Origin of the sequence: Aestuariivivens insulae, assembly GCF_022662195.1 — a bacterium.
Lineage (GTDB): Bacteria > Bacteroidota > Bacteroidia > Flavobacteriales > Flavobacteriaceae > Aestuariivivens > Aestuariivivens insulae.
The window spans coordinates 98,584-117,167 of sequence record NZ_JAKMCS010000006.1; the positions used below are offsets into that span (position 1 = coordinate 98,584).

The window sequence follows — 18,584 nt, forward strand, 5'->3', positions numbered from 1 at the left end:
ACGAGAAATTTTAATTTCGAAGTAATCTCTATAATGGATTGTGTAAACTTAAAAAACCTGTCTATGGGGCAGACAGATAGTAGGAATCCATAATGAAAAATTAGATGCTACATTTAAATTAACTGCCTTTTGCCAATAGATTGCCACGTTGCCATGCTCCTCGTATTGACGATCATTAAAGTATCTTCTTATTTGGGTAAGTTTTCTTAGAATTTGTAACTTAAACCAATAGTGTAATAGCTTTGTAATTTGTTGTCTATATTATCAAACGTCGGTTCGGTTTGTGCTGGGACTGCTAAAGGATCGTATTGTCCTAATGCAAAGTCCAGTGCTTCTTGTTTATTGCTTCGCAATCCAAAATCGAAACCAACACCTATCATTTTCCATAGGGTATAGCTAAAGGAGTTGGACCAGGTCCAGTTGGAATAGTTGCTACTTTTGTAGCTAACAAAAGCCGATACATTGGATTTAAAATTAATGGCGCCAATTTTACGGGTATAATCGGCTACAATTTTAGTACCCATAGACGATTCAAAAATGGTTTCTCCAGAACTAAATACAAAATTGTAGTTTAGGGGGTGAATCACCACTATTAAATTTGAAATTGGCGTCCAGGTACCCCCCACACCAACATCTAAATAACCAGGATCGTTAAAGTTATCGAGCAAGGTGGTTCTGTATTCCATTAAGCCAGATACAGCAAAGGTTTTGCTTAGGTTTCGTCCATAAAGAGACGATAGGTTAAACACATCGGTTGTAGGTCTAAAACTATCATCATCATTGGGGTCGTCTTTATCATCGAGTTTTACCCAATTAAGTTTAATGGTTAAGGCATTTCTCCAGAAGTATTTCTCTTCGATTAAATTGGCATGCCCATTAAAGGTAATGCCAAAATTCCCCGAAGCATTATTAGGAGTGCCTTGGGCGTACCAATTTTTAAAATTGGATAAACTTCCTCCTATGATTCCAAAAGCATTCACATGCCAACCAGGGAGTTCATCAAGTTGTTTCTGCAATGCATTAACTTCTTTTTTGACGGCATCCAGTTCGGCTTGTTTTTCGGCTTTTTTAGCTTGTAATTCTTCTTTGGTTTGTGCAGTAATGGAAACCATGCTTATAAAGAAAATAGGCAATAACAATAGTTTTCTCATAGGTTTACGGATAATAAAGTTTCTGCAAATATATAATTTAGATGAATTAGATTACAAAATATGGGCTAAAATTATTTCCTTTTGAAGAGGGGTACAGAAGAGCAAGCCTCACCATACATAATAGATTTAGCTATGGGTTTAAGCTTATTGGCAAGCATGATGTAAGCATTTTGGGGGACAGGTTTATTAGAGCACCCTTTTATAATAATGGGTTTGTCCTCAAACTCTGAAGTATCCAGATGGGTTATAATATCTTGGTAGATGACCGTTTCTAGACCTTCTAAGTCACCAACAATAACTTTTTTGGCAATTGGCTCTAAATAAATACCCAAAAGCATATAGGCCCACCCCGGAATAATGGCATCGCTACTGCAGGTTAAGGCAACATACGCATCTTGGTATTGTGACCAATCGTGGTCTAGGGCTTGTGTTCTAAAGTCTTTTTCACGTAGTACCAAACCTTCTAACAGCCAATCTTTGATATCAAACAAAATACGATTGCCTTTAGGATAATAATCCTCAAGGTCTAAGGTTACCAATTTACTGTTCGCAACGCGATTTACAATTTCGTCTTTCACAAGTGTATACTGCTAATTTATTTTTGCAATTAAGCACGAATTTTGATACTGCCAATTGCCACTGAATACTGTAAACTAATTTTATAGCATTCCCAATTCCAACTTGGCTTCTTCGCTCATTAGTTCTTGGGTCCAAGGCGGGTCGAAAGTAATCTCTACTTCGGCACTTTTAACATCGTCCAACGATTTTATTTTTTCTTCTACTTCTAGTGGTAATGTTTCAGCCACAGGACAATTAGGTGTGGTTAGGGTCATCAAGATTTTTACATCATAATCTTCATTAACGAAGACATCATAAATTAGTCCTAATTCGTAAATGTCTACGGGTATTTCCGGATCGTAAATGGTTTTTAAAACGTTTACTATTTTTTCGCCCAATGCTGTAGTATCTATAGTATCACTCATTTTTTTACTTTTTAATTGTTAAGCCATGTATATCTGTCGATAACAAGCAGTTAAACTAACTAAGTTGTGTTTGGTATGCTATGGCATACATTTTAAGTTGTTTTATCATACTCACTAACCCATTGGCACGGGTAGGAGATAAGTGTTCTTTTAATCCAATGCGATCAATAAAATCGGTGTCAGCATCAATGATGTCTTTTGGGTGCTGATTGGAAAACACGCGAATTAAAATAGCAATAATACCTTTGGTGATAATCGCATCGCTATCGGCAGTAAATATTATTTTATCGTCCGTCATTTCGGCATGTACCCATACTTTACTTTGGCAACCTTTAATGATATTGCTCTCGGTTTTATACAGATCGTCTATTAGGGGCAATTCTTTTCCCAGATCTATCATATATTGGTAACGCTCTTCCCAGTCGTCGAACATTGAGAACTCGTCTATAATTTCATGTTGTATGGCTTCAATAGTCACAATAATAAATTTAAGTTTGTCGCCTCAAGTGCAGTCGGGAGGTTATTGATTAATATTTAGGACCAATTGGTCTCGACTGCTCTCGACCAGACAGTTAATTTTAGTTTACAAAAATACAACATCAAAAGTTGCTATTCAATGTTTTCTGAAATTGATAAGATTTCTTTAACAAGTTCGGCAATTGTTTTGGGTGGGTTGCCATGGTCGAAAGCTTGGGTTTCGTAGGTTTTACCGTTTTGGGTTATTCTTAGACGGGCTATAGCGGCACCATCAAATTGATGATCTTTAGAAGGAGGTTCCAATGCTGAAATCGTTTCGACCTCAATAGGTTTTAAGGCTTTGGTTATGCGTTCCCAATGGGCTGGGCTACAATTTTTGGTGATAGTGTCGCCCTTTAATTTATTTACGGTTGAAATCGTCTCTTTGGTAATTATGATTTGTTTTCGAAACCCTCTTGATGAGGCTGAATATTCTATTTTGATATCATCTGAAGCTATTTCTTTGGTCGCATATAACAATAGTTTTTTGTCGTTGAAAAACGAAATGCCATTTTGGGAGAAGAGTACAAGGTTTGCTTTTTGAAATGTTTTAAAAAGTTTTTCTTCAATGCGATTGGCATTATCGTTACAAAGCATCTTAGTGCTCCCCAAGGCACTAAATGTTATATCATTGTTGTTTAATGAAAAAGACCCGAAAAAGCGATTACAGCCAGAAAAACCAAAAACCTGTTTGGTGTTATTGTTGAAGGTCATGTTGAGGTTAAAAGAAGAGACATCTTCTTTTTCTAAATCCTTTATTAAGTAATTACCGTTAAGTTCTTTTGGAGCGTTATGCTCTTGCTGTAATTTCATCATCAAGGTATAATCAGAAGGTCCTCCCCAACAGCATCTCAAAGCTATGATGCAGCATGTTATTAAAGTCAATTTCATGAAGCTATTTTATATTTATTTTTAAGGTACAAAAAAGACGCCAAAGTAGGCGTCTTTTAAATTATCTTTTGGGATTAAGAATTAGTTTCCAATCATTGAAGCTCTTGCCCCACCAGTTTGGAAAATAGCACGCATTCTATTGCGCTGTCCGTCTGTGAACATGTACATGCAGGCATCGTAAGTGTAGTCCATATAATTCATGGTCATATCTGCCGATTTACAACTAACTGATGGATAGGAAGGACATCCTCCATTTGAGGAACGGGCAGAAGGCGTGTCTAAAACAAAATCGTCATAACGACATGGCCCATCACCCCAAATATGACGCAGGTTAAAGTAGTGGCCAACTTCGTGTGTTGCTGTTCTACCTAAGCCATAGACACCACTAGTATTTCCAAAGTAGCTACCGCCTAAAACCACACCGTCTGTGCTTGATGAACCACCTGGGAATTGTGCGTATCCTAAGATACCACCGCCAATATTGCAAACCCAAATATTTAAATGGGTCTCTGGTGTCTTTGGCGGGTATGCATATTTTACAGAATCGTTGGTGCCCCAAGATGAGGTTGGATCGTTATGTCTGTAAACGCCAGATAAAGAGAAGCTAAAGCCTGCATCGGTAGCATCGTTTGCAAAGGTAGTCCCAGAAGGTAATTGGTCTACATTCGTATCTCTAAAATCGGCATTTAAAGTCGCCATTTGGGTATCTATTTGATTTTGGGTAATAACACTGGCATCTGGGTAAACGATGTGAATGTAAACAGGTATGTTAATGATGCCCATGCCATCTTCTACTGGAGATACATCTACATCTGTTTCTCCAGTATTTCCACCAGGCTTGCCTCCGCCTCCTGTTGGTTTTCCTTTAGTAGCAATAAATTTTCTGGTATGATATTCAATATCATACATTTTTTTCTCCAAGGCTGGGTTTTCATTTAACAAGCGGTTTAGATTGTCCATGGTGTAGCAAGATTTCTTGTTGCTTTTTCCATTGGCTAGTTTTGAAGTAGCGTCATCGTCGGCACCAGTGTAAACATAAAAATCACTCATGTCAATTTGTTGCTCTTGAATAGGGGCTTGTATATCCTCATTACAAGCTGTGAAAAATAAGGCTATAGTAGCCATACTTAAGAAAGCTTTTTTCATTATTAAATGGTTTTTGAATTAGTTGATGTTGAAGATAATTTTTTTTGGGAAATAAATTAAATATTTCACACTGAAAGCATTAAATAATCGATAAAGAGGATTTAGGTTTTGAAAAATTAAGGTTTATAACTAGGTAGACATAAACACTTTAAGAAAGCATCATTTTTGCTTTTTTAACGCCTTCAACCAGTGCATCAATCTCTGCTTTGGTATTGTAAAAAGCGAAAGAAGCTCTTACTGTGCCCGGAATTTTGTAAAAGTCCATAATGGGCTGTGCGCAGTGATGACCAGTTCGAACAGCAATACCCAGTTTGTCTAATATGGTGCCTACATCGTAGGGGTGTATGCCTTCTAAATTAAAGGATATGACCGAAGTTTTCTGTTTTGATGTCCCGTAGATTTTTAGGCCGTCTATGTCTAAAAGTTTTTTGGTGGCATATTGCAACAGATCGTTTTCGTAAGTAGCAATAGTATCGAAACCAACCGTGTTCATATAATCCAATGCAGCGCCAAAGGCAATACCGCCACAAATATTCGGGGTGCCTGCTTCGAACTTATGGGGCAAATCGGCATAAGTGGTTTTTTCAAAGGTTACTTCGGCAATCATTTCACCACCACCTTGATAAGGCGGTAGTTTATTTAGCCATTCTTCTTTGCCATAGAGCATGCCAACCCCTGTTGGGCCACACATTTTATGGGCCGAGGCCACGTAAAAATCGACATCCAATTCTTGTACGTCTGGTTTTATATGTGGACAGGCCTGTGCACCATCTATTAAAACGGCGGCACCAATGTTGTGCGCCTTTTCTATAATGTATTTTATTGGGTTGATAGTCCCTAGTGCGTTAGAAATATGGTTTACAAAAATCAGTTTTGTTTTTTCTGATAGGAGTTTATCGAATTCAGATATGATCAACTCGCCATCGGTATTCATGGGAATGACCTTTAATTTGGCTCCAGTACGTTCGCATAACATTTGCCAAGGCACAATATTGCTATGGTGCTCTAGAGCAGATACAATGATCTCGTCGTCTTGCTTTAATAACGAAGAAAAGCCATTGGCGACCAAGTTTATCCCATGGGTGGTGCCTGAGGTGAAAATAATTTCATGGGAAAATTTAGCATTAAAGTGAGCTTGAATTTTCTTGCGTGCCTGTTCATATTTATCGGTAGCTTCCTGACTTAAACTATGTACACCACGATGGATATTGGCATTGTAGTTTGAGTAATAATCTATAATGGAGTCTATAACCTGTTGTGGCGTTTGTGAGGTGGCCGCATTATCGAAATAGACCAAAGGCTTACCGTTTATTTTACGGGAAAGTATGGGAAAGTCTTTTCTGATGTCTTCTACTTTAAACATAGTCTTTGGTTTAGCCCCGATAGAAGCGGCATCCTTTTTTGAGATACGAGAAAAAGATACAGCGGATAGCGGGAAATAGCTTCAAAAAAAAATTTAATAGATACTGACACAAGTTCAGTACTAAAGGTCGAACCCAATATTCACGCCCAATTTGTTGGCTATAATTTTGGTGATGCGTTGTTTTAATTCGGGGATTTTAACCGAGCTTAATACATTGTTGCTAAAGGCGTACATTAAAAGGGCTTTGGCTTCTTTTTCTGGAATACCTCGAGAACGTAAGTAGAACAAGGCACTTTCGTCTAACTGGCCAATAGTACAACCGTGTGAACATTTTACATCGTCTGCAAATATTTCCAACTGGGGCTTGGTGTTTATGGTTGCTTTATCGCTTACCAAAATATTGTTGTTGGCCTGAAATGCATTGGTTTTTTGGGCTTCTTTTTCTACAATAACTTTACCGTTGAAAACGCCTGTTGCATTGTCGCCAAAAATACCTTTATAATCTTGGTGGCTCTCACAATTGGGCTCTATATGATGTACCAACGTGTTGTGGTCTACATGTTGTTTGTCTCCAATTATGGTTACGCCTTTTAGAGTAGAGTCGATACGCTCACCTTCTTGATAGAAGTTGAGGTTGTTTCGTGTTAAGTTACCACCAAACGAGAAGGTATGTACTGAAGCAATACTTTCTTGTTTTTGTTTGATAAAAGTATTGTCTATTAACGACGCATTTAAGTTATCGTTTTGAATTTTGTAATAGTCTACAATAGCACGTTTGCTAGCAAATACTTCGGTAACGCTATTGGTCAATACTGGGTTGTCCGTTAGGCTTTGATGGCGTTCTATAATTTGAACGTGTGAATTCTCTCCCACAACCACTAAATTCCTGGGCTGAAGCATTACTGCCGATTCGTTTCCAGTTGAAAAATGAATGATTTGAATGGGCCTTTGAACCAACTTGTTTTTTGGGATATAAATGTAAGCCCCTTCATTTGAAAACGCCGTGTTTAAAGAAGTCAAACTGTCGTTGTTTGCGGCTTTATTGAAATAGTTTTCTATAACCAAACGGTACTTTGGTTTTGAAAATGCGGCCGACATTAAACAAACATCTATGCCTTCGTGTGTGGTTTGGGATAAATGGGATGAATACTTACCATCGATAAAAACAATTTTATAAGAGTCTATATCGTGGATTAAATATTTTTTTATGTCCCTATATTCTATCGAATTTTCCTGTTTAGGAAACACACTGTAGTCTTCTTTTAAAATTTTATTTAAAGAAGTATACTTCCAGGCTTCTTCTTTTTTTGAAGGGAAGCCTTTTTCTTCGAATATTTTTATGGCATCATTTCTTACGTCTTGAACATAAGCGTCGTTATCGACTCTGTCCTCGAAAATCATAAATGATGATAATAACTTGTCTTTTAAATCCATTTTACTGTCATTCCTGCGAAGGCAGGAATCTTTATTAATTGTGGTTTAATGCTATTATTGTGGATTCCTGCCTTCGCAGGAATGACAAAACAATTAATTATATGTTTACCTCTTCTTTAATCCAATCGTATCCTTTTTCTTCGAGTTCGTGGGCTAACTCTTTGGTGCCGGACTTTACTATTTTACCATTATGTAAAACATGTACATAGTCTGGTACAATATAGTCTAACAAACGTTGGTAATGGGTAATAACAACCACAGCATTGTCTTTGCTTTTTAATTTGTTAACACCATTGGCAACAATACGAAGCGCATCGATATCCAAACCAGAATCGGTTTCATCCAAAATAGCCAGCTTGGGGTCTAACATAGCCATTTGAAAGATTTCATTTCTCTTTTTTTCACCACCAGAGAATCCTTCGTTTAACGAGCGTGACAGAAATTTTCTGTCGATTTCCAGTAAATCGGCTTTTTCACGAATAAGCTTAAGCATATCCTTAGCAGGCATTTCCTCTAGGCCTTGTGCTTTTCTCGATTCGTTAATTGCTGTTTTTATAAAATTGGTAACAGATACACCTGGAATTTCTACAGGGTACTGAAACGACAAAAATATACCTTTATGTGCTCGTTCTTCAGCTCCTAAATCTTCTATATCTTCGGTGTTAAAAGTAATGCTGCCTTTGGTTACTTCGTACTCTTCTTTACCTGCTATCACAGAGGCCAATGTACTTTTTCCCGAACCGTTAGGGCCCATAATGGCGTGTACTTCGCCTGGCTTTACTTCAAGGTTAATACCCTTTAAAATACTTTTGTCTTCAACACTTGCGTGTAAATTTTCAATTTTTAACATATGATTATTTTAAATCTCAGTAATTAGCTACCTAATTCTACAACGTTATTATCTTCTTTTTTGGGTTCAAAAACATTAAGGATTTCCTTAATTTCTACTTTATGTTCCCAAAGGATTTTGTCATCTTTTTTATCGGTAATCCTTCCTCTAATCTCAACAGGGATCATATCGGTTGGAGCCGTTTTGTATTGTTGGACGAGCTTGTTTAACTCATGCATCTTATCGGTAATAAAAACGCCATAAATATCGGCGTGGGTTTGTAGCACTGCTGCCCCGTCGTAATACACAAATTCACCTTTTAATAGCGTTAGTCCATCGCCTTGTTTTGCAGTGCGTTCGGTGACATTGGCAGACGTATTATCTTCTAATGGGTTAGATTTGGCTTCATTTTTACAGTTTGAAAATGCTACTGAAATCAATGCTATTAAAAGTGTTTTTTTCATTTTTTAGAATTTGATTTTTAACCAACAGATCCTTCTAAACTTATTTCCAATAATTTTTGGGCTTCAACAGCAAACTCCATAGGGAGCTTGTTTAATACCTCTTTACTAAAACCATTTACAATTAATGCAATGGCCTTTTCGGTATCTATACCACGTTGGTTACAGTAAAAAATTTGATCCTCGCCAATTTTACTGGTCGTGGCTTCGTGCTCTATTTTAGCCGATTTGTTTTTAGCTTCTATATAAGGGAAGGTATGTGCACCACATTCGTTGCCCATTAACAAACTATCACACTGCGAAAAATTACGTGCGTTTTCTGCCCTTGAATTAATTTGCACCAATCCACGGTAACTGTTTTGTGACTTTCCTGCCGAAATACCTTTTGAAATGATAGTAGACTTGGTGTTTTTTCCCAAGTGAATCATTTTAGTGCCGGTATCGGCCTGTTGGTAATTATTGGTTACGGCAATGGAATAAAACTCACCAACCGAATTATCGCCTTTAAGTACACAGCTTGGATATTTCCAGGTTACTGCAGAGCCTGTTTCAACCTGGGTCCAGGAAATTTTAGCATTGGTTTCGCATAACCCCCTTTTGGTTACAAAGTTGAAAACGCCACCTTTACCTTCGGCATTACCGGGATACCAGTTTTGTACGGTACTGTATTTTATTTCGGCATTATCGAGGGCAATAAGTTCTACTACAGCAGCATGTAGTTGGTTTTCGTCCCTACTTGGTGCGGTGCAACCTTCAAGGTAGCTTACGTAGCTGCCTTCATCGGCAATTACCAAAGTACGCTCAAACTGTCCGGTTCCTGCTTGGTTAATCCTAAAATAAGTGGATAGCTCCATAGGACATTTTACCCCTTTAGGAATGTAGCAAAAACTACCGTCACTAAATACTGCGCTGTTTAGGGCCGCATAAAAATTATCTCTTTTAGGAACTACAGTGCCTATATATTTTTTTACAAGTTCTGGATGCTCTTTAATGGCTTCAGAAATGCTCATAAAAATAATGCCTTGTTCCGCCAAGGTTTTTTTGAAGGTAGTAGCCACCGAAACCGAGTCGACTACAACATCCATGGCAACTCCAGCCAATTTTTTCTGCTCGTCCAATGAAATGCCTAACTTCTCGAAGGTGGCCAATAATTCTGGATCTACTTCGTCTAAACTGTCGTATTTTGGTTTTTTATTAGGTGCAGAATAGTATGATATGGCCTGAAAATCTGGCTTTTCATATTTAACGTTTGCCCATTCTGGCTCGATCATATCTTGCCAAATTCTAAACGCTTCCAGACGCCATTCGGTCATCCATTCAGGTTCTTCTTTTTTTACTGAAATGGCTCTAACGATATCTTCGTTTAACCCATTAGGAAAGGTATCCGATTCAATATCGGTATAAAAACCGTATTCGTATTCTTTGGTTTTTAATTCTTCTCTTAAATCGTCTTCGGTGTATTTACTCATGTCTCGAGTTTAATTTTTAAAGTCTTCCTGTTATTGAAGATTTTAGATAGGATTAGAGTGAAAAGGATTCTCCACAGCCACAGGTACGATTGGCATTAGGGTTATTAAAAACAAACCCCGTACCATTTAACCCGCCTGAATATTCTAACGTAGTTCCTATAAGGTATAAAAAACTTTTTTTGTCTACGATAATTTTCACGCCGTTATCTTCAAACATTTTGTCTTCTTCCTGTTGTTCTTTATCGAACTTTAAATCATAGGATAGCCCAGAGCAACCACCACTTTTAACACCAACTCTAATATAGTCGGTTGAAGGGTTGTAGCCGTCTTCGGTCATAAGTTCAATGACTTTCTTCTTAGCTGTTTCAGAAACTTTTATCATATCCTTAATTAGATTATTTCTAAATAGAGTGCAAATATACAATATAAGTCCCGCAAAACCATATAACCTAACATTATATTGGTATATGGTTTCATAGTTTTTTGTTATTCTTTTTTAAAGTTGGGATTATTGTTTAATTCGTAATATGAAAGCGAAAAAAGAAAAGCTTTTAAAAAGGGATTGTTATGGGCAGATGGTTGCATGCCAAATTTTTTCACTTTATTTGGAATGTGCTTAGGCTTACAACGTTAGTGTTACGAACCACTTTTTCTAACAACAAATAGGCCGCGATTAATATCGCTTATAATAATATTTCCACTTGGGAAATAAGGGTAGACACTCCAAGCACCATCAAAATTAGTAGTGTTGTTTTCGGGGTATGTGTCGAAAAAACCTAGCTCGGTTATCGTTTTGTTGGAAATGTTAGTGAGGTCCAGTACTCGCATTCCTGCCCTATAGTTGGCCTGAAAAAAATAATCGTCTTGTACATACCCATTATGGTCAATGGCGGTAGAGGGGCCTAGGTAATCCATATGGTATACTGGGTTGTCTAAATCGGTGAAATCAAAAACAATGGTTCTGGTATTGTTGCCAAAACTTATTTCGTCTTCCTCGTCTCCAACAATAAAGTACTTCATATTCTTAGTAAACCACCCTTGGTGGGCATACCCAAAGTTATTATAGCTAATCTTGGATATAAATTGGGGGGTTGTTTTATCTGAAACATCAACGATTACAACTTCATTTTCATTACTGCCCACAAAAATTTCTTTTCCTTGGTAGGATACGTCCGGTCCATTATAGGTAACAACTTGAGCATCGTGGGTATAGCCTAAATCGGCATATCCTCCTAATTCAACAGGGTTTTGAGGGTTTGAAATGTCAATAAAAATGGGGCCTCCACCATATGAATCGCAACCAACCAAATAAGCGACGCCATTATTTTCATTAACAATAACATTGTGGCAACTGCCAACATTAGTATAAACATTATTTACAGTAAATATTTCTGGAGGGTTACTTACGTTGCGTAATTGTGTGAGATCGAAAACCTGCATGCCATAATCGCCAGCATTATCGGCCACAATATAAGCGTGATTGTTGTATACTTTAACATCGCGCCAATCATTGTTTATGGTTTCGGTAGGCAGTTTGCCCAAATAGATGGGGGCCTTTGTGTTAGAGATATCTATAAAAGCGGTACCGTTGTTAAGGCATATTAGGGCATATTCTTTACCTGTTGAAGCATCTGTCCAGCCCCAACAATCACTTCCAGAACTAGCATTAAGAGTAGCTAGCGGTATGTGGGCCATTAAATCAAAACCGTTACATGGGTAAATATCGGCAAAACCATTTTCACAAGGGTACATGGAGGCTGTAGGTTCTTCTGTTACTGGATCTACAGATTCTTTGTGGCAAGACTGAAGGCAAACTAAGGCAACAAGAAACAAACCTAAAGATAGTACTGTGATTTTCTTTTGGCTGAATTTCATAAGCAGTATTTTCTATCAAATTTAATCGATATTTATTAATAAGCCTTGCGCTTCATCGATTTTAACGGAATAACTTATTGAGAAGCCTTGCTTTAATGTTATTATACTTTAACAAATGAGTGCTTTATAAAAAATAGCTTCTTATTTTTGCAACATGATTGAAGATAAAAACCAACAAAGAACATCATTAAGCGAATTAGGTGAGTTTGGATTGATAGATCACCTTACCAAGCATTTTGAAATTAAGCAGTCGTCAACTGTAAAGGGTATTGGTGATGATGCCGCTGTGCTTGATTTTAAGAATAAAAATATTGTTGTTACTACCGATTTTCTGGTTGAAGGAGTGCATTTCGACTTAAGTTATATGCCATTAAAGCATTTAGGTTATAAGGCTGTAATGGTCAATTTGTCGGATGTTTATGCCATGAATGCCAAAGCAACCCAGGTTACGGTCTCTATAGCTGTGTCCAATAGATTTCCAGTTGAAGCTTTAGAAGAGTTGTATGCAGGTATCGAGACTGCTGCCAAAATATATAATATAGATGTAATAGGAGGAGATACGACGTCTTCTACATCTGGATTGTTAATATCTGTTACTGCCCTTGGCGAGTTGGAAGAAGGGAAAGCTGTTTATCGATCTGGAGCAAAGCCTAACGATTTGTTAGTGGTTACAGGAGATTTAGGGGGTGCTTATATGGGGCTTCAGGTTTTGGAACGTGAAAAAGAAGTGTATAAAGTTAATCCTAACAATCAACCCGATTTGGAGCCTTATACCTATATTGTTGAACGGCAATTAAAGCCAGAGGCTAGAAAGGATGTTGTTAAATTGCTTGAGGATTTAGATGTGCGGCCAACAGCAATGATTGATATAAGCGATGGTCTGTCTTCTGAAATTTTACATTTGTGCAAGCACAGTAATGTGGGGTGCGATTTGTATGAAAATAAAATACCCTTAGATCCACAAGTGATATCTGTTTGTGAAGAGTTTAATATAGATAGTACGACGGTAGCTTTAAACGGTGGCGAGGATTATGAGCTTTTGTTCACCATTTCACAGGACGATTTTCCTAAAATAAAAGCGAATCCAAATTTCACTGTAATTGGTCATATGACCGAAAAAGAAAAGGGGGCACATTTAGTGACCAGAGCGGAAACCAAAATTGCTTTAAAGGCACAAGGTTGGAAAAACTTTAATGGTTAGTGCGGCTGTAAGCTTTTCCGTTTTAGTTTTTTATGGTGAATTTTTTCTAAAACAGAATTAATTTCTCTGTGTTTTGGAGTAAGCGTTGTGATGTTTCCAGATTGATCTGTTGTAAAGTGTTTGTTACAGTATCTGCATTTAAATTCTTTTACGTGACGTGTAACATGCTTGGTTATTTGGAATTCATGGCCAAATAAGGAGCAATAAATGTGTTTCATGGGTTTTGCTATTAACTCGTTCTTTTAAAGGGAGTTAAAGGTAGAAAAAAATATGAAACTTACAAAGGGTGTTTTAAGCGGCGTTTGTTCTGTACGTTTTTTGCCTTATCCTGCTAATTTTTCTGCTGTACATAAAGGCTAGTACATCATTAATTTCTTTAAAAGTAGCAGTGAGCTCGGTAAGTTTGCCGTTGCTATTTGTGGTTAATTCTTTTTTGCAATGGCAACATCTGTATTCTTTAACATGATGGGTAACTTTTTTAGTTACTTGATAATCATGCCCAAAAACGTTACAATACATTTTTGAGAAAAACGTAGGTTTGTTAGTAGTTTTTTTCATGATTCTAAATTTAAGGCATGATAAACTTAGAAAAAAAATCAGATAAATCGTCAAAACATCATTATTTTTCGATGAAATGCATTAAATTGAGAAAGAAAAAAGCTTCATTTTCTATAAAACTCATATGTCCATCAGGAAATTCTACTATTTCAAGTTTAGCTGTTTTAGCTTCCTTTATAAGTGATTTATAGTCTAATACTGGATCTTTTTCACTTATAAAGATTACTTTTTTACAGTTAAAATGTTTAAGGATTTTGGTTCGGTCTGGTCTTATTTTCATGCCTTCTAGGGCTGCAACAATACCTTGTAAGGGAGTTTTTAAAGCTTCATGTGTGATTTGTTCTATAGCTTTAGAGAACTGGGTTTTGTTTTCTGGGTTAAATAGATTGGCAATGGCAATGCGTATAAAGGTCCTATGGTCGTGCTTTACAGCTGCTATGGCTCTATCCCTGTTTTGTTTTCTTTCTTTGCTATCTTTTTGAGAAGTAGAGTTAACCAATAGTAAACCGTTAACATTATTTGGATACTTTTCGGTTAAAGCTAAGGCCACATAGCCTCCCATGGAATGACCAATAACCGTACAGGCTTTAATGTTAAGATGGGTTAGCACGGCATGAACCGCTTCGGCCATCATTTCCATGGTATGGATATAGCCCATGCACTCTGTTTGGCCATGACCTAATAAATCAATGCATAGTATTCTGTGTTTTTTGGACAAATCATTTATAAATGGATCCCAGATGGTTGAGTTTTCTAAAAAGCCATGTAATAAAACAATAGCCTCTCCGTGACCCTCATCGGTATAGAAAATAGAAGTGTTTTTATGTTGGAGGTTCATCTATTTATAATTTTGCAATTGCTTTTGGGGCAGTTACTTATTTGTAATAGTATTGAATAATGCCTGCAATATCCTAATTATTGGCTTTTACAATTTAACTTTCTTAATGGCGCTAAAGGCTTTGTCTACATAATCGTCCTCTACTAAAATGGTAAATTCGTTGGTTGTTGAAAGCACCTCATAAAGAACGACACCTTCCCAAGCTAAACGTTTAAAAAAGTGATAATACAATCCTGCAATTTTTGAATTGTCCTCTGGTAAATTAATGCTTATGGCTGTTAATCCATCTTGAACAGCTAAAAATGTCTCTTTTTTAAAGTGGTCTAAAACAAAGTCTTTTAAACTACTGGAAATAATAATATTGCTTTCATGGATACCACGGGTAAAAGTATAAAATAGCTTAGACTCTTGATTAATACGGTCTAAAACCTTAGCGTGGTTGTCAATTAAAGTGTCGGAATTTTTTACTGTAAAATCGGTTAAATTCGATCTCACCGTAATATCTCCCAAGTTTTGGATAACCCGTTTCATTTTAACCGAATTGGATAAAGCTGGTGGCGGACTGTAACGCCGTAAAGCCATCATAATGGCACCAGGCTTCACTTCCTTTTTTAGCATTTTACTTATGGGTTCGGTCAATTCAATGGCCAAGGCACTAAAGTTGATAATGTTTCTTGATAGGGCCTCTTCCAAATAGGGTTGAGAGATTAGGATGTCTTCAACACAATTAGATACGGTTTTCATGAGTCAATATTAGGCGTGTTAACTATTTAACAATATGTGTAAATATAAACTTTTTTTTTAATAAATTCTAGTTATGTGAATCTGACTTTTAATTTTGCTCCAAATTGGTGGTAATGAAACATCTATAAAAGATAATGGTTTTAGATGTAGTATAAGCCAATTAGTAAATAATAAAACACATGAAAGTATTAAAGTTTGGTGGTACCTCTGTAGGATCTGTTGAAAATATGCAACATGTTAAGGGTATTATTACAGATGGAACAAAGAAAATAGTAGTGTTGTCAGCTATGTCTGGAACCACCAATACACTGGTGTCTATTGCCAGTGCTATTTTAAATGAAATTCCTAATCAAGCTATAGATACCATTAATAAGTTGCATGAGTCGTACTTTGCAACCATAGATGAGCTTCTTGTTGATAATTCATTAAATAGTGATACTAAAACATACGTTACCGAAATTTTTAATTTTTTATTAGAAGCTACATATTCTGAGTATTCAAAAACATTGGAAAATAAAATTTTGGCCCAGGGCGAATTGCTTTCAACTTATATGTTTAATGCGTACTTAAAACAAGAAGGTATTCGTTCCGAATTATTGCCAGCATTGGATTTTATGCGAATTAATAACGCAAAAGAGCCAGATTTAGCATACATAAAAAAGGAGTTTAAATCGACTTTTGATGCTACTCCAGAATCAGACATATATATTACCCAAGGATTCATTTGTTTAGACGATAACGGTGCGGTGTCTAATTTGCAACGCGGCGGAAGTGATTATACAGCAACCATTATAGGGGCTGTAATTAATGCTGAAGAGGTACAGATTTGGACAGATATAGACGGGATGCACAATAACGATCCCAGATATGTTGAAAACACACATCCCATTTCAAATTTATCCTTCGATGAAGCAGCTGAATTAGCTTATTTTGGAGCTAAAATATTGCACCCCCAAACGGTATTGCCTGTTCGGGAAGACGGGATACCGGTACGATTAAAAAACACCATGGATCCAGAGGCTTATGGAACTTTAATTTCAAGTGATACTTCCGAAAATGGAATTAAGGCCATTGCTGCAAAAGATAATATCATCGCTATAAAAATTAAGTCTGGGCGTATGTTGCAAGCTCATGGTTTTTTAAAGAAAGTCTTTGAGGTTTTTGAAACTTACGGGACGTCCATAGATATGATTACTACTTCTGAAGTAGCGGTATCACTTACTATAGATGACGATAGGAATTTAGATAAAATTGTTGCAGAATTGGAGCAGTTTGCTTCTATTGAAGTTGATAAAGACCAAACCATAGTGTGTCTGGTAGGGCACTCTATAGTAAATCATGAAAGTACGTATAAGCTGTTTCAAATTTTACAGGACGTTAAAATTAGAATGATTTCCTATGGTGGAAGTCGTAACAATATTTCATTGCTTATCAATTCAAATGATAAAGTTACTACGCTGAACAAACTAAACGATTATTTATTTGAATTAGTCACTCTTTAAATTTCCGAAATTAGTTTTGTTCCGATAGAAGGGGGTGTTTTTACACCCCCTTTATAATTTATAGAACATATGTAAAAAGAAAGCCTTGTTGGCTTAAAATATTTGGCAGAAAAAACCTCGCAGGTTTTTATTTCGACAGTGCTCAGTACAAGCAAAACCTGTGAGGTTTTCGTATGTTAGAAAAAGTGATTTTTGTCCTCCGCAAAGGAGTGCTTTTAGTGATTTAAGGGTTATGAATTCATGAGGTCTTCAATCTCATCAGCTTCAATAGGAATATTTTTCATTAGGTTAAAGGGTTCTCCTTGTTCTTGGATTACCACGTCGTCTTCCAAACGAATGCCAAACCCTTCGTCGGGGATGTAAATACCAGGTTCCACAGTAAACACCATGTTGGCTTGCATAGGTTCGGTTAAAATACCGTAATCATGGGTATCTAATCCCATATGGTGCGATGTGCCATGCATAAAATATTTTTTGTAGGCAGGCCAATCGGGGTTTTCGTTTTGTACATCGGCTTTATCCAAAAGCCCTAAGCCCATTAATTCACTGGTCATTAACTTGCCAACTTCAACATGGTATTCTGTCCAATCGGTTCCGGGAACCAACATTTTGGTGGCTTCATTTTTAACGCGAATTACAGCATTGTACACGGCTTTTTGTCTCTCGGTAAAACGCCCGGAAACAGGAATGGAACGGGTCATGTCGCTAGAATAGTTGGCATATTCGGCACCAATATCCAATAAAATTAGGTCGCCTGCTTTGCACTGTTGGTTGTTTTCTACATAATGTAAAACGTTGGCATTGTTTCCAGAAGCGACAATAGGTGTATAGGCAAATTTTTTAGAACGGTTTCTTAAAAACTCATGCATAAACTCTGCTTCAATTTCAAACTCCCACACGTCTGGCTTTACAAAATTTAAAACACGTCTAAATCCTTTTTCGGTAATATTACAAGCTTTTTGTATTAAGTCTATTTCAATGGGATCTTTTACAGAACGTAAACGTTGTAAAATGGGAGCGCTTTTAGCAACAGCATGGGCAGGGTATTTTTCCTTTAACCATTTGGTAAATCGATCTTCACGTGTTTCTGTTTCTACATTGGCACGATAGTGTTCGTTGGTATTAATATATACGGTGTCGCATTGGGTCATGATTTCAAACATGATTTTTTCCATGTCCTGTAACCAATAGACTGTTTTAATACCGCTAACTTCAAAAGCTTTGTCCTTGGTTAATTTTTCACCTTCCCAAATGGCGATGTGTTCGTTAGTCTCTTTTAGAAATAATATTTCACGATGTTTTTCTTTAGGGCAGTCTGGAAACAATATCAATATGCTTTCCTCTTGATCCACACCACTTAAGTAAAATATGTCGCGATGCTGCTCAAAGGGCAAAGTGCTATCGGCGCTAATGGGGTATATATCGTTGGAATTAAAAACCGCCAAACTATTGGGCGTCATTTTAGCTGTAAAATTTTTGCGGTTCTTAATGAACAATTGATTGTTTATTGGGTGATATTTCATGAAAATGTAATTTTTAGGCCATAAAATTAAGCAAACTCGTAATACTATAATAAAAATCGGCAGATTTATTAACTTCACTTTAAAACCATTCTAAATAGCA

At 36.8% G+C, this 18,584-nt stretch carries 19 protein-coding genes; 2 read left to right on the top strand and 17 right to left on the bottom strand.

Annotated elements, in window-relative coordinates:
* Positions 1–206: 206 nt before the first annotated feature.
* The 13 genes from MR062_RS09120 to MR062_RS09180 form a co-directional block, all read right to left on the bottom strand.
* Positions 207–1,151, bottom strand: coding sequence for a DUF3078 domain-containing protein (locus MR062_RS09120; protein ID WP_242203847.1), 945 nt, complete (start codon positions 1,149–1,151; stop codon positions 207–209).
* A 71-nt stretch (positions 1,152–1,222) separates the two neighbouring features.
* Positions 1,223–1,729, bottom strand: coding sequence for a DUF2480 family protein (locus tag MR062_RS09125; RefSeq protein ID WP_242203848.1), 507 nt, complete (start codon positions 1,727–1,729; stop codon positions 1,223–1,225).
* Between the two features lie 81 nt (positions 1,730–1,810).
* Entirely contained in the window at positions 1,811–2,134 is a 324-nt protein-coding gene (locus tag MR062_RS09130) for an SUF system Fe-S cluster assembly protein (RefSeq protein WP_242203849.1), read from the bottom strand.
* 55 nt (positions 2,135–2,189) lie between these two features.
* Positions 2,190–2,612 (bottom strand): SufE family protein, encoded by a 423-nt coding sequence (locus MR062_RS09135; RefSeq protein ID WP_242203850.1) that lies wholly within the window; start codon positions 2,610–2,612, stop codon positions 2,190–2,192.
* Positions 2,613–2,743: 131 nt separating this feature from the next.
* Positions 2,744–3,541 carry an META domain-containing protein gene (locus tag MR062_RS09140; RefSeq protein WP_242203851.1) on the bottom strand — a complete coding sequence of 266 codons (798 nt, stop codon included), beginning with the start codon at positions 3,539–3,541 and terminating at the stop codon, positions 2,744–2,746.
* A gap of 81 nt (positions 3,542–3,622) precedes the next feature.
* Positions 3,623–4,687: a zinc metalloprotease gene (locus MR062_RS09145; protein WP_242203852.1), complete on the bottom strand. Its 1,065-nt coding sequence runs from the start codon at positions 4,685–4,687 to the stop codon at positions 3,623–3,625.
* Between the two features lie 148 nt (positions 4,688–4,835).
* Positions 4,836–6,050, bottom strand: coding sequence for an aminotransferase class V-fold PLP-dependent enzyme (locus MR062_RS09150; RefSeq protein WP_242203853.1), 1,215 nt, complete (start codon positions 6,048–6,050; stop codon positions 4,836–4,838).
* Positions 6,051–6,170: 120 nt separating this feature from the next.
* Complete coding sequence (sufD, locus tag MR062_RS09155) at positions 6,171–7,484, bottom strand: Fe-S cluster assembly protein SufD (RefSeq protein ID WP_242203854.1); 1,314 nt, start codon at positions 7,482–7,484, stop codon at positions 6,171–6,173.
* Between the two features lie 97 nt (positions 7,485–7,581).
* Positions 7,582–8,334: a Fe-S cluster assembly ATPase SufC gene (gene sufC, locus MR062_RS09160; protein ID WP_242203855.1), complete on the bottom strand. Its 753-nt coding sequence runs from the start codon at positions 8,332–8,334 to the stop codon at positions 7,582–7,584.
* Between the two features lie 23 nt (positions 8,335–8,357).
* Positions 8,358–8,777 (bottom strand): hypothetical protein, encoded by a 420-nt coding sequence (locus MR062_RS09165; RefSeq protein ID WP_242203856.1) that lies wholly within the window; start codon positions 8,775–8,777, stop codon positions 8,358–8,360.
* A gap of 17 nt (positions 8,778–8,794) precedes the next feature.
* Positions 8,795–10,243, bottom strand: a complete 1,449-nt coding sequence (gene sufB / locus MR062_RS09170) for a Fe-S cluster assembly protein SufB (RefSeq protein ID WP_242203857.1) — start codon at positions 10,241–10,243, stop codon at positions 8,795–8,797.
* 52 nt (positions 10,244–10,295) lie between these two features.
* The gene (locus MR062_RS09175; RefSeq protein WP_242203858.1) at positions 10,296–10,625 is read right to left on the bottom strand and encodes a HesB/IscA family protein; all 330 of its coding nucleotides are present in this window, start codon (positions 10,623–10,625) and stop codon (positions 10,296–10,298) included.
* A gap of 254 nt (positions 10,626–10,879) precedes the next feature.
* Positions 10,880–12,118, bottom strand: a complete 1,239-nt coding sequence (locus MR062_RS09180; RefSeq protein ID WP_242203859.1) for a choice-of-anchor B family protein — start codon at positions 12,116–12,118, stop codon at positions 10,880–10,882.
* 154 nt (positions 12,119–12,272) lie between these two features.
* Here MR062_RS09180 and thiL point away from each other — a divergent pair, with 154 nt between their 5' ends.
* Positions 12,273–13,319, top strand: a complete 1,047-nt coding sequence (thiL, locus tag MR062_RS09185; RefSeq protein WP_242203860.1) for a thiamine-phosphate kinase — start codon at positions 12,273–12,275, stop codon at positions 13,317–13,319.
* A 291-nt stretch (positions 13,320–13,610) separates the two neighbouring features.
* On the opposite strand, the gene MR062_RS09195 is transcribed toward thiL, so the two are convergent.
* The 3 genes from MR062_RS09195 to MR062_RS09205 all read right to left on the bottom strand — a co-directional run bounded on the left by MR062_RS09195 (position 13,611) and on the right by MR062_RS09205 (position 15,459).
* Positions 13,611–13,877, bottom strand: coding sequence for a hypothetical protein (locus MR062_RS09195; protein ID WP_242203862.1), 267 nt, complete (start codon positions 13,875–13,877; stop codon positions 13,611–13,613).
* Positions 13,878–13,938: 61 nt separating this feature from the next.
* Positions 13,939–14,715, bottom strand: coding sequence for an alpha/beta fold hydrolase (locus MR062_RS09200; RefSeq protein ID WP_242203863.1), 777 nt, complete (start codon positions 14,713–14,715; stop codon positions 13,939–13,941).
* Positions 14,716–14,802: 87 nt separating this feature from the next.
* Entirely contained in the window at positions 14,803–15,459 is a 657-nt protein-coding gene (locus tag MR062_RS09205; RefSeq protein WP_242203864.1) for a hypothetical protein, read from the bottom strand.
* Positions 15,460–15,638: 179 nt separating this feature from the next.
* On the opposite strand from MR062_RS09205, the gene MR062_RS09210 reads away from it, so the two are divergent.
* On the top strand, positions 15,639–16,961 hold the full coding sequence (locus MR062_RS09210; protein ID WP_242203865.1) for an aspartate kinase: 1,323 nt from the start codon (positions 15,639–15,641) through the stop codon (positions 16,959–16,961).
* A gap of 230 nt (positions 16,962–17,191) precedes the next feature.
* Here MR062_RS09210 and MR062_RS09215 read toward each other — a convergent pair whose 3' ends face one another.
* Positions 17,192–18,484 carry an aminopeptidase P family protein gene (locus MR062_RS09215; protein WP_242203866.1) on the bottom strand — a complete coding sequence of 431 codons (1,293 nt, stop codon included), beginning with the start codon at positions 18,482–18,484 and terminating at the stop codon, positions 17,192–17,194.
* Positions 18,485–18,584 lie beyond the last annotated feature (100 nt).

Excerpts from the sequence above, each read along its gene's own strand:
- sufD (WP_242203854.1), bottom strand. The coding sequence starts at position 7,484 with ATGGATTTAAAAGACAAGTTATTATCATCATTTATGATTTTCGAGGAC.
- MR062_RS09140 (WP_242203851.1), bottom strand. The coding sequence starts at position 3,541 with ATGAAATTGACTTTAATAACATGCTGCATCATAGCTTTGAGATGCTGT.
- MR062_RS09120 (WP_242203847.1), bottom strand. The coding sequence starts at position 1,151 with ATGAGAAAACTATTGTTATTGCCTATTTTCTTTATAAGCATGGTTTCC.
- sufC (WP_242203855.1), bottom strand. The coding sequence starts at position 8,334 with ATGTTAAAAATTGAAAATTTACACGCAAGTGTTGAAGACAAAAGTATT.
- MR062_RS09150 (WP_242203853.1), bottom strand. The coding sequence starts at position 6,050 with ATGTTTAAAGTAGAAGACATCAGAAAAGACTTTCCCATACTTTCCCGT.
- MR062_RS09200 (WP_242203863.1), bottom strand. The coding sequence starts at position 14,715 with ATGAACCTCCAACATAAAAACACTTCTATTTTCTATACCGATGAGGGT.
- MR062_RS09195 (WP_242203862.1), bottom strand. The coding sequence starts at position 13,877 with ATGAAAAAAACTACTAACAAACCTACGTTTTTCTCAAAAATGTATTGT.
- MR062_RS09145 (WP_242203852.1), bottom strand. The coding sequence starts at position 4,687 with ATGAAAAAAGCTTTCTTAAGTATGGCTACTATAGCCTTATTTTTCACA.
- thiL (WP_242203860.1), top strand. The coding sequence starts at position 12,273 with ATGATTGAAGATAAAAACCAACAAAGAACATCATTAAGCGAATTAGGT.
- MR062_RS09215 (WP_242203866.1), bottom strand. The coding sequence starts at position 18,484 with ATGAAATATCACCCAATAAACAATCAATTGTTCATTAAGAACCGCAAA.
- MR062_RS09210 (WP_242203865.1), top strand. The coding sequence starts at position 15,639 with ATGAAAGTATTAAAGTTTGGTGGTACCTCTGTAGGATCTGTTGAAAAT.
- sufB (WP_242203857.1), bottom strand. The coding sequence starts at position 10,243 with ATGAGTAAATACACCGAAGACGATTTAAGAGAAGAATTAAAAACCAAA.
- MR062_RS09205 (WP_242203864.1), bottom strand. The coding sequence starts at position 15,459 with ATGAAAACCGTATCTAATTGTGTTGAAGACATCCTAATCTCTCAACCC.
- MR062_RS09180 (WP_242203859.1), bottom strand. The coding sequence starts at position 12,118 with ATGAAATTCAGCCAAAAGAAAATCACAGTACTATCTTTAGGTTTGTTT.
- MR062_RS09175 (WP_242203858.1), bottom strand. The coding sequence starts at position 10,625 with ATGATAAAAGTTTCTGAAACAGCTAAGAAGAAAGTCATTGAACTTATG.
- MR062_RS09130 (WP_242203849.1), bottom strand. The coding sequence starts at position 2,134 with ATGAGTGATACTATAGATACTACAGCATTGGGCGAAAAAATAGTAAAC.
- MR062_RS09165 (WP_242203856.1), bottom strand. The coding sequence starts at position 8,777 with ATGAAAAAAACACTTTTAATAGCATTGATTTCAGTAGCATTTTCAAAC.